Source organism: Aeromonas sp. S18(2024), from assembly GCF_041402525.1.
Classification (GTDB): domain Bacteria; phylum Pseudomonadota; class Gammaproteobacteria; order Enterobacterales; family Aeromonadaceae; genus Aeromonas; species Aeromonas enteropelogenes.
In genome coordinates, this window is record NZ_JBGLQV010000005.1 from 1 (window position 1) to 13,920 (window position 13,920).

General features: G+C 57.7%; 12 protein-coding genes and 1 rRNA gene. 5 read left to right on the forward strand and 8 right to left on the reverse strand.

Translation table 11 applies throughout. The features are described from left to right. The 4 genes from ACB034_RS09925 to ACB034_RS09940 all read right to left on the reverse strand — a co-directional run. Positions 1-99: ribosomal RNA gene (locus ACB034_RS09925) — 16S ribosomal RNA — on the reverse strand; the annotation flags it as partial. A 500-nt stretch (positions 100-599) separates the two neighbouring features. Then, positions 600-1,646: an NAD(P)H-dependent flavin oxidoreductase gene (locus ACB034_RS09930; RefSeq protein WP_371172734.1), complete on the reverse strand. Its 1,047-nt coding sequence runs from the start codon at positions 1,644-1,646 to the stop codon at positions 600-602. Then, positions 1,643-1,930, reverse strand: coding sequence for a helix-hairpin-helix domain-containing protein (locus ACB034_RS09935; protein WP_342010614.1), 288 nt, complete (start codon positions 1,928-1,930; stop codon positions 1,643-1,645). The genes ACB034_RS09930 and ACB034_RS09935 overlap by 4 nt, the downstream gene beginning before the upstream one ends. A 66-nt stretch (positions 1,931-1,996) precedes the next feature. Beyond that, positions 1,997-2,638 carry a ribonuclease gene (locus ACB034_RS09940; protein WP_371172735.1) on the reverse strand — a complete coding sequence of 214 codons (642 nt, stop codon included), beginning with the start codon at positions 2,636-2,638 and terminating at the stop codon, positions 1,997-1,999. A 229-nt stretch (positions 2,639-2,867) separates the two neighbouring features. On the opposite strand from ACB034_RS09940, the gene ACB034_RS09945 reads away from it, so the two are divergent. Then, positions 2,868-3,428 (forward strand): carbonate dehydratase, encoded by a 561-nt coding sequence (locus ACB034_RS09945; protein WP_026457421.1) that lies wholly within the window; start codon positions 2,868-2,870, stop codon positions 3,426-3,428. A 63-nt stretch (positions 3,429-3,491) separates the two neighbouring features. On the opposite strand, the gene ACB034_RS09950 is transcribed toward ACB034_RS09945, so the two are convergent. Then, positions 3,492-4,403, reverse strand: coding sequence for an S-adenosyl-l-methionine hydroxide adenosyltransferase family protein (locus ACB034_RS09950; protein ID WP_371172736.1), 912 nt, complete (start codon positions 4,401-4,403; stop codon positions 3,492-3,494). A gap of 197 nt (positions 4,404-4,600) precedes the next feature. Between ACB034_RS09950 and ACB034_RS09955 the strand changes: the two genes are divergently transcribed. The 3 genes from ACB034_RS09955 to ACB034_RS09965 all read left to right on the forward strand — a co-directional run bounded on the left by ACB034_RS09955 (position 4,601) and on the right by ACB034_RS09965 (position 8,009). Further along, positions 4,601-5,065, forward strand: coding sequence for a hypothetical protein (locus ACB034_RS09955; protein ID WP_371172737.1), 465 nt, complete (start codon positions 4,601-4,603; stop codon positions 5,063-5,065). Positions 5,066-5,206: 141 nt separating this feature from the next. Continuing rightward, positions 5,207-6,712, forward strand: coding sequence for a GGDEF domain-containing protein (locus ACB034_RS09960; RefSeq protein WP_342018185.1), 1,506 nt, complete (start codon positions 5,207-5,209; stop codon positions 6,710-6,712). Between the two features lie 49 nt (positions 6,713-6,761). Further along, a complete protein-coding gene (locus tag ACB034_RS09965; RefSeq protein ID WP_371172738.1) occupies positions 6,762-8,009 on the forward strand; it encodes a DEAD/DEAH box helicase in 1,248 nt (415 codons plus the stop codon). Between the two features lie 267 nt (positions 8,010-8,276). Here the strand turns inward: ACB034_RS09965 and ACB034_RS09970 are convergent, their stop codons facing one another. Then, a complete protein-coding gene (locus ACB034_RS09970; protein ID WP_371172739.1) occupies positions 8,277-9,224 on the reverse strand; it encodes a transposase in 948 nt (315 codons plus the stop codon). A 193-nt stretch (positions 9,225-9,417) separates the two neighbouring features. Here ACB034_RS09970 and ACB034_RS09975 point away from each other — a divergent pair, with 193 nt between their 5' ends. Then, positions 9,418-10,629 (forward strand): AAA family ATPase, encoded by a 1,212-nt coding sequence (locus ACB034_RS09975; RefSeq protein ID WP_371172740.1) that lies wholly within the window; start codon positions 9,418-9,420, stop codon positions 10,627-10,629. A 167-nt stretch (positions 10,630-10,796) separates the two neighbouring features. Here ACB034_RS09975 and ACB034_RS09980 read toward each other — a convergent pair whose 3' ends face one another. Continuing rightward, the gene (locus ACB034_RS09980; RefSeq protein ID WP_371172741.1) at positions 10,797-12,500 is read right to left on the reverse strand and encodes an amidase; all 1,704 of its coding nucleotides are present in this window, start codon (positions 12,498-12,500) and stop codon (positions 10,797-10,799) included. A gap of 180 nt (positions 12,501-12,680) precedes the next feature. Further along, positions 12,681-13,778 carry an agmatine deiminase gene (gene aguA / locus ACB034_RS09985; RefSeq protein WP_371172742.1) on the reverse strand — a complete coding sequence of 366 codons (1,098 nt, stop codon included), beginning with the start codon at positions 13,776-13,778 and terminating at the stop codon, positions 12,681-12,683. Positions 13,779-13,920: the final 142 nt, after the last annotated feature.

Genomic DNA, 13,920 nt, shown 5'->3' on the forward strand with positions numbered 1-13,920 from the left:
CGGCAAAAGTAGCAAGCTACTTTCCCGCTGCCGCTCGACTTGCATGTGTTAGGCCTGCCGCCAGCGTTCAATCTGAGCCATGATCAAACTCTTCAATTTAAGTTTGGTTGCCTATAAAGGCGGCTCAATGAATTGCTGAATTAACTGCTGCAACTAAAAGTTGCTTTGGTCACTTCATCAGACATTGAAAATCAAAAATTGTTTTTGATGCTCGATGCTGTGAGTGCCCACACAGATTGCTTGATTCAAATTGTTAAAGAGCGACGCAGCTTTTGGCTGCTGCGGGAGTGGCATTCTACTCAACCGCCTTCTCGAGTCAAGCCTTATTTTCACAGACTTTTCGAGGTTACCGACCGGCTTGTTTGCGTTGCCGCTTGCCGTGTCGATGGAGGCGCATTATAGAGAGATTGATCACATTGGCAAGGGCCTCAATGCAATAAAATTGCAAAAAAGCGCACTTTTTTAGTTATTCATATCAACACACAGGCTTTATACAACCTTATCCACAACCAACCTGCTTTTAGATTAAATATGCAGCAGCGCAGCACTCTCCAGGCCCGTCCACCCAGCTCATCGGCAGGACTCCGATTATAGAAGGCTTATGCCAATCCGGCTTCCTGCACCCAACGGGCGATCAGTTCCCCGGCCGGTAGCTCACGACAACCCGACACATTCTGCCCAGCCCACAATGGCGAGAAGCCGCTGTCTCCCGCTTTTTCTGCCGCCGCACGCAGCGGCGCCAGAGCGCCACCGGCATAGGGGAAATCGGGCGCCAAGTCTGACAGGGGCCCTAGTTCTTGCATCAAGCGATTGACGATGCCTCTGGCCGGACGGCCGCTGAACAAATTGGTCAGGGCGGTATGATGGCTGTTGGGAGAATGTAGCGCCGCCCGATGCAACGCCGAGGTGGTGGCCTCCTGGCTGCACAAAAATGCCGTCCCCATCTGCACCGCGCTCGCTCCCAGCGCCAGCGCCGCCTGAATGCCTTTACCATCGACGATCCCTCCTGCGGCAATCACCGGCAGATCGACTGCTTCTACTATCTGCGGCAACAGGGTGAAGGTGCCCTGCTGCAGGTCGAGATCGTCGGAGAGGAAATGGCCGCGATGGCCGCCGGCCTCCAGCCCCTGGGCGATGATGGCATCGGCGCCATGGCGGGCCAGCCACTGCGCCTCGGCCACTGTGGTTGCACTGGCCAGTACGCACGCCCCCATGGCTTTCACCCAGGCCAGCAGTTTGGGCTCGGGCAGGCCGAAGTGAAAACTGACGACCGCCGGTTTGAACTCTGCAAGCAGGGCTGCATGTTCGGCATTGAAGGGAGCCCGGCTTGGGGCTGCTACAGCCTCGTCTGCACTGATCCCCAATTCTGCGTAGTAAGGTGCCAGAGCCTGCTGCCAGCGCAGCATCTGCTGCGGGTCAGGGTCAGCTTGCCGATGGCAGAAGAAATTGACGTTGAAGGGAGCGTCAGTTGCGGCGCGGATGGCCGTCAGTGCTTTATATAGCTGTTCGGCATTGAGCATGGCGGCTGGCAGAGAGCCCAGCGCGCCGGCACAGCAGGCGGCGATGACCAGGCGGTGATCCTGCACACCCGCCATGGGTGCCTGAATGATGGGGTAACGCAGCCCCAGTTCGACAAACCGGTTCATGGGCGAGCCTCCTCGTTGGCCTGGAGAGGAGTGTCGGCGCTCTGGCGACGAGCCAGCGCAATGGCGCCCTCAATGGCCGCGCGAGCTTGCGGGCTGTTCTGCCAACAGGTCGAGCCCAGCATACCGGCCACCAGCGTGACGATATGGCCACTATCGGCCTTCGCGAGTTCACTCAAACTGTGATAGCCCAGCTGTTCGAGTCGGCCAATCACGGTAGGCCCGACTCCCTTTACGCCGAGCAGCAGGCCACGTTCCTGCACCGAAAACTGTTTCATCTCGCCCATGGTTCAGATTCCTTTCCGAAGGTGGTGTGTGCACATCAGGCCCGCGAGGAGCCTGATGTGGGGGTATCAACGAACGCTGCGCAGCAGGAAGTCCGGCTGGCCACAGGAGCGGCGCTCCCGTGTTTGCATCTCGTCCGAGCAGGGAACCGCCTCCGTCCCTTCCTTATTGATGCAGACATAGATCTCCCGTAGGAAACGCCCCCCGTCGGCGCAGGCGATCGTGATGGTGTCCGGCGCCAGCCAGTCGTTGGCCGTGGCCAGATCCGCCTTGAGCTGGAAGCTACTCTTGCGCAGCGGCACCTCGGGGGACTGATAGGCGGCCGGGATGTTCACCCGCTGGCGCAGGTCGCTGGCCAGCTGATGGAACTGCTGCTGGGTCAGACCGGAGCAGGTGCCGTGCTTCTCCCACTCATGGCGATAGAGAAAACGGCTGGGATAGAGCCCGGGGAAGGCCTCCTCCATCCCGGGATAGAGCTGCTCGCCGGTGCAGTTGCTCGGGTAGCCCCGCTGATATTGCGGCCAAAGCCCGTGCAGCACGAATCCCAGCTGGCGGGAGCACTGCTCCCGATCGGCCGGTTTTACCGCGCAATGCTGCGGCGACCAGGAGAGCGCCATGGCGTAATAGTCAAATTCCCTCGCCTCCCCTTTGGCCTGAACGGCAGCGGAGAACAGTAGGCCTCCCATCAGCAACCCAATCATCTTCTTCATTTTGGTGTTATTCCTCGCAGCCACTTGCGCTTGGGGATGCTCCAAATGTCACCCCTGTTGACCCATGCTCCCATATTAAGGCAGCAGGCAACAGCCACCCCGGGCCGGAACGTGACAAGGGTCAGACCAGTGAGGGGTTTCCCAAGGCGATATCGAGGCGTAAGCTGGCCAACCGGTAGACTCCCCGTCCACCAGCTGACAATCCTTCATGGCAACCACAGGATGTAACATGATCCGCAAGAATCCCTCCGGCCACCTGCCGGTCATCGACGAATCTGCCTATATCGACAAGACCGCCATCATCTGCGGCAAGGTGATCATCAAAGAGAATGTGTTCGTCGGCCCCTATGCGGTGATCCGTGCCGACGAAGTGGATGAGAGCGGCGACATGGAGCCCATCATCATCGGCGCCAATTCCAATATTCAGGACGGGGTGGTGATCCACTCCAAATCCGGCGCTGCCGTCACCATAGGCGAATACAGCTCCATCGCCCATCGCTCCATCGTGCATGGCCCCTGCGAGGTGGGTAACCGGGTCTTCATCGGTTTCAATACCGTGCTGTTCAACTGCCATATCGGTGACGGCGCCGTGGTACGTCACAACTCGGTCATCGATGGCTGCGATCTGCCGCCGGAGTTTTATGTCCCCTCCACCACCCGCATCAACCAGCAGAGTGATCTGACCCACATCCCCCGGGTGTCGGTCGATGCTGCCGAATTCTCGGAGGACGTGGCCCACACCAACATCGATCTGGTCAAAGGCTACAAGGCGCTCTCCAACGAGTTCTGAGGCAGGCCAATCCTGCGATGAAAAACGGGCGCCGCAGCGCCCGTTGCTATTTATGGTTCGTGCTTATGGTGAACACTTCTTCAGACTGATATGCCAGTTGGCCCCGGACTCCACCTGATATTTGGTGGCAAAACTATCCATGTTGAGGGCCACAGAGACCTGCAACAGGCTGTTGAGGTAAACCAGCGGCTGCCCTTCCGGCACATCGCCAAAGCTGCTGACGTAAGGGGCCTTGCCATCATATTTGACGACATCCCCCTGGCTAATCGCGATGCAGGCGGTGTCTCCCTTGTCGATCCCGGCTTGGGTCAGCAGGGCGTCGTCGATATTGGTCCAGACGTTGCCATATTGCACATCCAGAATGGGGATGGTGCCCTTGAGCGTGCCATCCTTCTCGGCCACCGCCGCTTGATAGGGGATAGTCACCACCTCGGCGGGCAGTTTGGGCCCCACCTGCTCGTAACTGATGGTGCCGGAGGCAAGCCGGGCCCCGGTATAGGCGTAAACATCGCGGCCGTGGAAGGTGTATGACTTTTCGGACCCCTTGAGGCGATTGCGCTTCTCATCGATCTGGCGCACCTGATCGATGCCGAAGTGCTCGGCCACCAGAGTCAGGGTGCCGTTGTCCGGCGAGACGATATAGTGGCCACTCTTGGTCTTGAGCACGACTGACTTGCGATCCGTGCCCACGCCGGGATCCACCACGCTGACAAAAACGGTACCCTTCGGCCAATATTGCAGGGTCTGATAGAGGCGGTAGGAGGCTTCCCAGATGTGGTAAGCCGGGATCTCGTGGGTCAGGTCATAGAGCGGCAGGGTACGATCCACCCCGAAGGCCACCCCCTTCATGGCCGACACGGCGCCATCCTTGAGACCAAAATCGGTCTGAAACACCAGCGCCTCGTTGGCGGCGGCGACACCGCTGGCCAACATAAAGGCGAGAGCAAGGGCGCGAGGTGCGGTACGAATGTCCATATTGAATCTCCTGAATCTGGTGGAAACGAAGAAAATGGCGACACCATTTGGCCAACCAGACTGTCACCATCGGGATCGTTTGCAAGGAAAAAGCCGTAAAGTGAGTCCTGGCTCGCAGAAAAATTGCTCATCAAACGGCCAGTCGATACCCTCAAGCGACTGCCCCCCCCACATTGTTCATTGCAGGAGGCGTTGCTATGCCCTTATCCACACCCCGCACTGACAGCCTGCTACTGGAGATCGGTGAAAAGAGCAGCCTGGTTCGCCTTGATCTGTGGGACGCCACCCTTTCCCCAATTTCGCTGACCTTTGGCATTCGCGCCATCCAGCCCGGTCCCTTCAGACATGCCCCGCCCACCCCGCTCGAACTGGAGCGCGCCATCATGGTAGTGGAGGATGAGCTGATGCGCATCGCCCCCCGGATCCCGCCCGGAGTGCCGCTGGCGGTACGCAGCCAGCCTTCACTGGCGCCGGTGCTGGGGGCGCACCAACTGAGCCGGGAGCACATCGAGCTGATCTTCGGCCAGTTGGCCGCCATGGCGGAAGGGGATCCCCTCGCCGCCAGCCAGCTGCCACGGGATGCCGATTTTGCTGCAACGCTGCTGATCATCCGGGAGTGGCTGCATCATCTGGCCAGCGACAGCGTCATCCTCATCGAATAACCGATCGCTTCAGCCTGGGGCAAGGATTGACAGTGGATTCTAGCGGGGTGCCGGTGGCATATACTCCAGCCACACGGACTTCATTTCCGATCAGTGCTGTACTTGACTCATCACACTCATTCCCGAGGAGAAGCCCCGGCCATGATCCGGAACCAGGTTCGCTTTCATCATCCCAAACCGGCACTGCTGGGAGTGATCCTGCTTATCCTGACCGGCCTTGCTTGCGTGTTCTACTACACCTATCTGAACATCCGTCACGACATGGACCTCATCACGGCCAAGCAAGACAACGTGTTCGAGGTTTTCTACCAGCGGGCCAAGATCCTCAAGGTGGAGAACATCACCCACTATCTCGAACAGCACCACGCTCTGGAGCAAGGGAACCCCAAGAGTGAAGAGGGCACCAACTACCTCTATGGCTACGATATCGAGAGCAAGGCCCGCTTTGCCGATATCCCGCTGCAATATCCGGCCGCCAATATTCTCAACACCTTCCGCTATGCCCTCTCCTATCCGGAGGTCATCAATATCTATACCATCTGGAATGACTACCGGCTGATCGGCATGGTGGCCAATGACGATGTGCTGCCGACCAAACTGACGCCCATTGGCTCCAATATGAGGGCGTTTGCGCCCTGGCATCACTATTTTGGCTGCACCGACTTCATCACCAAGCACAAGCTGTGCAGCAAGGACGAGGCGTTCGTCTCGGATATCGAGGTTGACAGTTTCACCCTGCGCAACACCATAGTGATGTTCTTCCCCTTCGTGCTGGAGCAGAAGAGAAGCGATACCAAATATGGGTTGCTCGGGATCGACATCGCCGTCGACAAAGCCTTCGAGGATGTGTTGCGCCCGTTCAACGAACTCAACCCGACACGCACCGCCATCTCCTTTGATGCTGCCAAGCCCTGCCCCGCCAGACATATCTGCCTGAGCCAGCCCTTTATGCGCACCAAGGCCGGGACCATTCTCTACCTCAAATGGGCATATTCCTGGCTCGACTTCATCAAGGTGACGCTGCACAGTGCCGCCTTCAAGGTCTATCTGATCCTGTTGCTGCTGATCATGGTCATCGGCAAGCAGCTCTACCAGCGCGTGCGTACCCTGGCCTATACCGATCAGCTGACCCGCTTGCCAAGGCGCGATGTGCTTAACCCGGCACGGTTGCACGAGCACGACTACCTGATGCTGCTGGATATCGATAACTTCAAGTCAATCAATGACATCTATGGCCACAACGCGGGCGATCAAGCGCTGGCCGCCTTCGCCCGCCATCTGGAGGACAATACCCGCAAGATAGATACCGCCATCCGCTGGGGAGGCGAAGAGTTTATCGTGCTGTTCAAGGGGATGGGGGATGACGACATGATGCGCCACTCGGCGGCCCGCTTGCTGGCCAAGCCACTGGCGATCCCTGCCTTGCCGACCCCCATCACCTTCTCGGCCGGCATCATCCGCATTCGCGACTATCTGACGGTCTCGGAGGCCGTGCACCTGGCCGACGAGCTGCTCTATCACGTCAAACAGCACGGCAAACACAATATCGCTTGGTATGAGGGGCAGGAGATCCGCCTGATCCGCGAGCCCTCTGCCCAGCCAGCTTCTGCCGATGAGGCGGCTCTGCTACCATCGCGGCCATTGTGACTGTTTCCGTCGTGGCCGCCGGCCGCGATAACCCATATCTGGTGCTCTTATGTCTATTGCTTCTTTTGCCGAACTGGCTCTCTCCCCCCATCTGCTACAGACCCTGAACGAGCTGGGCTATGCCGCCCCAACCCCTATTCAGGCTCGGGCGATCCCCGCCATTCTGGCGGGACGGGATCTGCTGGCCGGCGCCCAGACCGGTACCGGCAAAACCGCCGCCTTTGTGCTGCCGCTGATTGAACAGCTACAAAAGATGCCGACCGACAAGACGCGCCCGGTGCGTGCCCTGGTGCTGGTGCCGACCCGCGAGTTGGCGGTGCAGGTGCATGAAAGCGTCGAACGCTACGGGCAGGGAATCGATCTGACCAGCACCCTCGTCTACGGCGGGGTCAGCATCGCCGCCCAGGTGGAGGCACTCAAATCGGGCGTGGATATCCTGATCGCCACCCCGGGGCGCTTGCTCGATCACCTGCGCCATAGGGCTGTGAGCCTGGAAGCTGTGGCCCATCTGGTGTTTGACGAGGCCGACAGGATGCTCGACATGGGCTTTCTGGACGAGATCAAGGCACTGCTGAAACACCTGCCAAAGGATCGCCAGACCCTGCTCTTCTCCGCCACCTGCGATGACAACCTGTTTGCCTTGAGCAAGGTATTGCTGCGCGACCCCGAACTGATTGAAGTGGCACCGCGCAACACCACGGCGGCCGAGGTGGAGCAGCGTGTCTATGCGGTGGACAGCGAGCGCAAGGTAGAGCTGGTGCAGCACCTTATCAAGGCGAAGGGGTGGGCGCCGGCGCTGATCTTCAGCCGCACCCGCCAGGGAGCCGACAAGCTGGCCCAGCAGCTTGGCAAGGCGGGCTTCAATGCGCTGACCTTCCACGGGGACTTGTCGCAAAGCGCGCGGGAGAAGGTATTGATCGAGTTTCGCGCTGGCACCCTGCAGGCCCTGGTGGCCACCGACGTGGCGGCACGCGGGCTCGATATCAGCGATCTCAACTATGTGATTAACATGGAGTTTCCCTTTGTGGCCGAGGACTACGTGCACCGCATCGGCCGCACCGGCCGCGCCGGCAACAAGGGACTCGCCATCACACTGTTAAGCCCGGAGGACACGCCACTGCTGGAAAAAGTCGAGGCGGTGCTCGACACCCGATTGCCCCAGCAGTGGTTCCCGGGCTTTGAGCCGGATCTGACCCGAGATATCCCTACCCCGCGCCGCAATAGCAAGGGGGCCCAGAAGCAGAAGGCCAGACGCCAGGCTCTGGGGGACAATAAAGGCAGCAAAGGACGACGCTAACACCCCGCCTCCATAAAAAAGAACGCCCAATCGGGCGTTTTTGTTACTGGCGCTTTGGCCTCTTGTTCGGGACACCCACTTTTCTACCTATCTCTGTAGTGAAGACCGATCTAATCGGCTGGTGGTGTGGTTTCAGCAGGATACAGCCAGAATCGTCACCATTTCAGGGCGAGATATGGAAGGCGCCGAAAGAAGAGCCAGATAACGGCCAGCCAATAACGCTGGTGTCATGGGACATACCAGGTTGTAGGTGGATTTGGAGTGAAATCAGTGAATTGGCTGATGACATCGTCGCTGTCCACAGTGGTGGGCGTAGCGCTCACGAGCCACACAGTGACCGATGGCCCGGATACCGCTTCGTTTAAACAGCATCACCTGCTTGAGCCAGTCTTCACCGTTGAGTTGCAGCCGTTGCAAGATGGGGGAAAGCGCCTCGGGAATATAACCCCGCTTGTCACCCCGGATGGCACGGCCGGTCCAGTCGACCAGAATCAGATAGTCGGTGAAGGTGTAAGGGAGTGACCGGGGTTCACCCTTCTGAGCAAACGGGAGCAGCAGGGGCGGCAATTCGGTGGTTTGAGCACGGCCGAGGCGCTGGCTGATGCTGGTGTAGTCGCTCTCCTCCGGTGTCTCAGCCAACTTGGCGCGAATGGGATTGAGCTCCACATAGGTCATACAGGCCAATAGCGCCGACTCCGTCAGCAGGGCTTGGCTCTTGAAGCGTCCCTCCCAGAAGTGGCCCTTGCAGCTATCTTCTTGATTGGCTTGGCGAGCCAGCCCCTCGTTGAGCAGGCGAATGAACCAGCTGATGGAGTAGAGTCGCCCACGCCACTCTTCTATCAGCCCTTGTACCACCGTGAGCTCTGGCTCAATCAGGACATCCCCCTGATACCAGCGTCGCACCAGCAGCGGCCACTGGAACAGCCCGGCCCATCGCTCGGTCACCTCCCGCTCGCTCCAGCCCTGCGCCTGCTCTGCATCCACTTTCAGCACCAGATGATAGTGGTTGCTCATCACGGCATAGGCGCAGATGCCGATGGCAAAGAGCCGCGACAGCTGGCCCAGCCTGTCGACCACCCACTGACGGCGATGCTCGTAGCTCTGGCCAGAGTGGGCATCTTCCCCACACAGGAAAGCCCGCCGCACGCAGCGGCTCACCACGTGGTAGTAGGGCGTATCCTGCAGACTGATTTGACGTGAACGGGCGATGGTCATGGCAAGTCCCCTCTGCGCTTTCGGTTAAGCCAAGCAGAGCCTCACGCGGCTGTCAAAGAGGTGGGTGTCCCAGAATATATCGTTCGCGAACGTCCGAATACGCTGCGCTATTCGAACCTACAACACTTGATCAAAACTACAAGTTTCTATTAAATAACACAATTATCACTCTACCTTCAGGCATAGGAACCGCATGAATTCAGGAAATGATATTTTCGCACAATTTAAAGACCAGAAGGCGAAAATAAAAAATGTGGAAATTTTTTTCACTCCATCAAAACCCATCGAAGCCTACACTCACTTGAAGGGACGAGATAAGGAAGTCCAGCATATTTTAGGAACATTAACAACTCCCGGCCAGCATTGTATGATTTATGGAGAGCGAGGCATTGGCAAAAGCTCTCTTGCGCTCTCAACTCTGGAAGGTGGAAAGAGAGCAAAAATATTTACTCAACCATTTTTCATTAAACGCTGCGATAATAAAACAAAGTTCAAAGACATCATTCAACAACCAGTAATTTATCTCGATGAAGATTATGTATCTCAAAAAAAAGAAATCACCACAAAGGCAGGGGCAGGATTAAATTTATTAAAACTATTCCGAGCTGATATTGCAGTTGAAGAAAAAATTACAATTGAAAAAGAAGATTTAACTGCCAGTAAAGTTTGCCAAGCATTTAATGAATTAGAAGGCATATTATTAATTGACGAATTTGATGTTGTTAGTGATGTAGTAAAACATGAGATTGCCGAATTAATAAAACAATTAAGCGATAGCAATAGTAAATTAAAAATATTGTTAGTAGGAATAGCGAGTGATGGAGCATCTCTTATAGCAGGGCACCAATCAGTCAATAGATGCCTTCATGAAATAAAGTTGCCCCGTATAGAGGATGCATATCTTCATGAAATTATCACCACAGGGGAAAATGGATTAAACATCAATTTTGATGATGATGTAAAAAATAAAATCGTTGAAATCAGCAATGGATTCCCTTATTTTACACATCTTATTTGCAAAGAGTCTGCTGAGGTTGCCCTTGCTGAATCCAAAAATAAAATTGATCAGGTGATCTTGGTAAGAGCGTTAGAAAAAGCAGTAATTAACACTGAAGGTCTACTAAAGCGGGCTTATGAAGATGCAGTTACATCTTCAAGAACCTCTGTTCTTCCGTCAATTTTGTATGCTGCAGCAAAATTCTCTGATAATCGGTTCACAATCCAAGAGTGGATAGCTCAAATCAAAGAGGATACCGGCACTCAATATACAAGTAATGCCATGAGCAACTATATTGGCCGTTTCACCCGTGAAGATAAAGGGAAAATCATAACCAAAGCAGCACGCGGCGTTTACAAAATTACCGACCCTCGTATGCCAAGTTATATTAGGATGATTAATAGTTAGCAACAACTTCTATAAGTTATGTCCTGAAAATTATTTGATTGCACTACAAAATTAATTACAGGAAGTTACTAAAGCAATAATATTATTTGATATAAAAAAAACCACCCGCATAACGGGTGGTTTTTTTATCTCAAAAAGAACACGAAAGATTTAACTCAGAGCCGCAATCATCCCAACGGCGGCGTGCGTGGCGGCACCATCCGCTTGCTGCCGGTGGATTCGAAGGCCGAGGCAAAGCGCAGCAGCTTGTTGTCGTCATAGGCGCGACCGGCGAAGGTCAGCCCCACCGGCATACCGATATCGGCCATCACCCCCATGGGGACGGTGACGGTCGGCACGCCGAGGTGGCGAATGGCAAGGTTGCCGTTGGCAACCCAGATGCCGTTGCTCCAGGCGATATCGGCCGAGATCGGATTCACATCCGCATCGGCGGGACCAACGTCGGCGACGGTGGGGAAGAGCACGGCGTCGAGCTTGAGCCCGTCCATCCAGTCCTCCAGATCCAGCTTGCGGGTCTTTTCCAGAGCGCGCAGGCCGTCCGGCACGGTGGCAATCTCGTCCCAGGATTTCAGGCCGCGCTTGGCCATGTTGACGTACTCGTCCATGCCCGCCGCCAGATCGCCCTCGCGGTTCGGCAGGGTGCCCGGATCGTGGGGGAAGATCTGGGGGCCATCCACATCGGCGAGTTTATTGAGCTTGGGGTCGCCGTTGGCGCGCAGGAAGTCGTCGAACGCCCAGCCGGAGAGCTCCCACAGCTCGTCGTTGAGAAACTCCGGGGTCACAATGCCGCGATTGAACACGGTCGGCGCGCCGGGTCTGTCCCCTTCGCAGTTGGAAACCAGCGGGAAGTCCACTTCGATGACTTCGGCGCCAGCGGCTTCCAGGGCCTGACGGGTCTGCTCCCAGAGGGCAATCACGGAGTCGCGGGTATGGATGCGCTGGCCGGTCGGGCCGCCGATGCCGGGATTGTCGCTGGTGCCCGCCAGTTCATCCTTGTTGATAAACATGCGCGGCACGCCGAAGCGCTTGCCCTTGAGGGCATCGGCCTTGGCGGCCAGCTCTAGGTAGGAGGCCGGACGCACCTCGGAGGCCTTGGGGATCTTGACCCAGGGCTGCAGGCGCCACAGATCGCCACGGGTGTCGGCATCGTCGGCCACCACCACGTCGAGCACTTCCAGCAGATCATTCATGGTGCGGGCATAGGGCACCACCACATCCATGGTCGGGGTCAGGGGCCAGTTGCCGCGCACCGAGATGACGCCGCGGGACGGAGTGTAGGCGCACAGGCCGTTGTTCGACGCTGGGCCCCGGCCGCTCGACCAGGTCTCTTCAGCCAGCCCAAAGGCGGCGAAACTGGCTGCGGTGGCGGTGCCGGCCCCGTTGGAGGAGCCGGAGGCAAAAGGCGCTGTCAGGTAGTCGGCGTTGTAGGGGCTCTCGGCGCGGCCATAGACGCCGCGCTGCATGCCGCCGTTGGCCATGGGCGGCATATTGGTTTTGCCCAGGCAAATGGCACCGGCGGCGCGCAGCCGCTCGATGGTGAAGGCGTCACGCTGGGCCACCAGATCTTTAAACGCCGGGCTGCCGGAGGCGGCGGTCAGCCCCTTGACCAGGTAGCTGTCCTTGGCGGTATAGGGGATGCCGTCGAGCGGCCCCAGGGTCTCGCCACGGGCGCGGCGCGCATCGGAAGCTTGCGCCTCTTTCAGGGCATCGGGGTTGCGCACCACGACAGCGTTGAGGCGGGTTTCGGTCTCGGGGCCATCATAAGCCTCGATGCGGGCCAGGTAGGCCTTGACCAGTTCGACCGCCGTGGTGCGGCCGGATTCGAGCGCGGCACGCAGCTCGGCAATGGAAACTTCAGTCACTTCGATCATTGGGGATCTCCTGTAAAAGGGTGACGGTTTGGCGATATCCGCGCAGCAGGGCAGACACCGCGTTGTGATTGCTTGCGAGGGTAGCCGCTGCTTAGCTATGTTCGGCCACCCACTTATCGAGAGATAAAACCCCACGGCGTGGGGTTTGAACACCAACCTCGGCTGGCTTGGAACCGATTCTTATTTGCCTGAAGGGATCTGCTGGGTAATGCAGTGGATATTGCCACCGCCCAGCAGGATCTCGCGGGCCGGCACGCCGACCACTTTATGCTGCGGGAAAATCTCTTCCAGAATGCGCTGGGCCTCGCCGTCGGTGGCGGCGTCCAGCAGCGGGTAGACGATGCGATCGTTGGTGATAAGGAAGTTCACGTAGGAGCCGGCCAGACGGCCTTCCGCTTCGCGCGGCACACCGGTACCGCTCTCGACACCGGCAGATTCTTCCTCGGTGCAGAACAGCGGGCCCGGTTGGGGCAGCTTCCAGATTTTGAGCTTGCGCCCCTTGGCGTCGACGGCGGCCTCGAGCACCTTGAGGGCGGCCACGGAACGGGCGTACTGGGGATCGTTCTCGTCGTCGGTCCAGTGCAGGGCCACTTCACCCGGGCGCACGAAGCAGCACATGTTGTCGATATGGCCGTCGGTCTCGTCCATGTAGACGCCCTCGTCCAGCCAGATAAAGTTGGTGACGCCCAGATAGTCGCGAAGGTGTGCTTCAATCTGCTCCTTGGTGAGATCCGGATTGCGGTTTTCGTTGAGCAGGCACTCGGCGGTGGTCATGCAGGTGCCTTCGCCGTCGACGTGGATGGAGCCCCCTTCCAGAATGAGCGGCGCGTCGTAGCGATCCATGCCGTGCTGTTCCAGCATCTGGGCCGCCACTTTTTCGTCCTGATCCCACGGATAGTAGAGACCACCCTTGTGGCCGCCCCAGGCGTTGAAGCCCCAGTCCACGCCGCGGCACTCACCGGCCGCGTTGGTGACTATGGTGGGGCCGGTGTCGCGGGCCCAGCAGTCATCGCTGTTCATCTCGACCAAAGTGACGTGGGCGGGCATGACGGCGCGCGCCTGCTCCATAAACTGGGCAGGAACACCCATAAAGACCGGGGTAGCTTGCCCGATGGCGTCAGCTACCTTGGCGAAGGTGGCCTGGGCGAAGCGGCCGGCGACGCGCCAGTTGTCCGGGCGAAACGGCCAAATCATCCAGACAGCTTGCTGATGCGCCCACTCGGCGGGCATGGTGAAGCCGTCGGCGGCCGGAGTGGAGTTGATGGTCTTGATGCTCATCGCAAGGCTCCTTGCATGGATTGAGGCCCCCTATTTGCACGGGAACCAGGGAAAAATAAGAGTGGGTCGCAGTGTAAAAAGTTGTACGCCCATCCATCAAATGAATAGGATGGATTGTCCCATAAACACTGCAAATAATCTT

Bases quoted from the DNA above. Each gene is read 5' to 3' on its own strand.
- ACB034_RS09930 (WP_371172734.1), bottom strand. From the start codon at position 1,646: ATGAACCGGTTTGTCGAACTGGGGCTGCGTTACCCCATCATTCAGGCA.
- ACB034_RS09935 (WP_342010614.1), bottom strand. From the start codon at position 1,930: ATGGGCGAGATGAAACAGTTTTCGGTGCAGGAACGTGGCCTGCTGCTC.
- ACB034_RS09940 (WP_371172735.1), bottom strand. From the start codon at position 2,638: ATGAAGAAGATGATTGGGTTGCTGATGGGAGGCCTACTGTTCTCCGCT.
- ACB034_RS09945 (WP_026457421.1), top strand. From the start codon at position 2,868: ATGATCCGCAAGAATCCCTCCGGCCACCTGCCGGTCATCGACGAATCT.
- ACB034_RS09950 (WP_371172736.1), bottom strand. From the start codon at position 4,403: ATGGACATTCGTACCGCACCTCGCGCCCTTGCTCTCGCCTTTATGTTG.
- ACB034_RS09955 (WP_371172737.1), top strand. From the start codon at position 4,601: ATGCCCTTATCCACACCCCGCACTGACAGCCTGCTACTGGAGATCGGT.
- ACB034_RS09960 (WP_342018185.1), top strand. From the start codon at position 5,207: ATGATCCGGAACCAGGTTCGCTTTCATCATCCCAAACCGGCACTGCTG.
- ACB034_RS09965 (WP_371172738.1), top strand. From the start codon at position 6,762: ATGTCTATTGCTTCTTTTGCCGAACTGGCTCTCTCCCCCCATCTGCTA.
- ACB034_RS09970 (WP_371172739.1), bottom strand. From the start codon at position 9,224: ATGACCATCGCCCGTTCACGTCAAATCAGTCTGCAGGATACGCCCTAC.
- ACB034_RS09975 (WP_371172740.1), top strand. From the start codon at position 9,418: ATGAATTCAGGAAATGATATTTTCGCACAATTTAAAGACCAGAAGGCG.
- ACB034_RS09980 (WP_371172741.1), bottom strand. From the start codon at position 12,500: ATGATCGAAGTGACTGAAGTTTCCATTGCCGAGCTGCGTGCCGCGCTC.
- aguA (WP_371172742.1), bottom strand. From the start codon at position 13,778: ATGAGCATCAAGACCATCAACTCCACTCCGGCCGCCGACGGCTTCACC.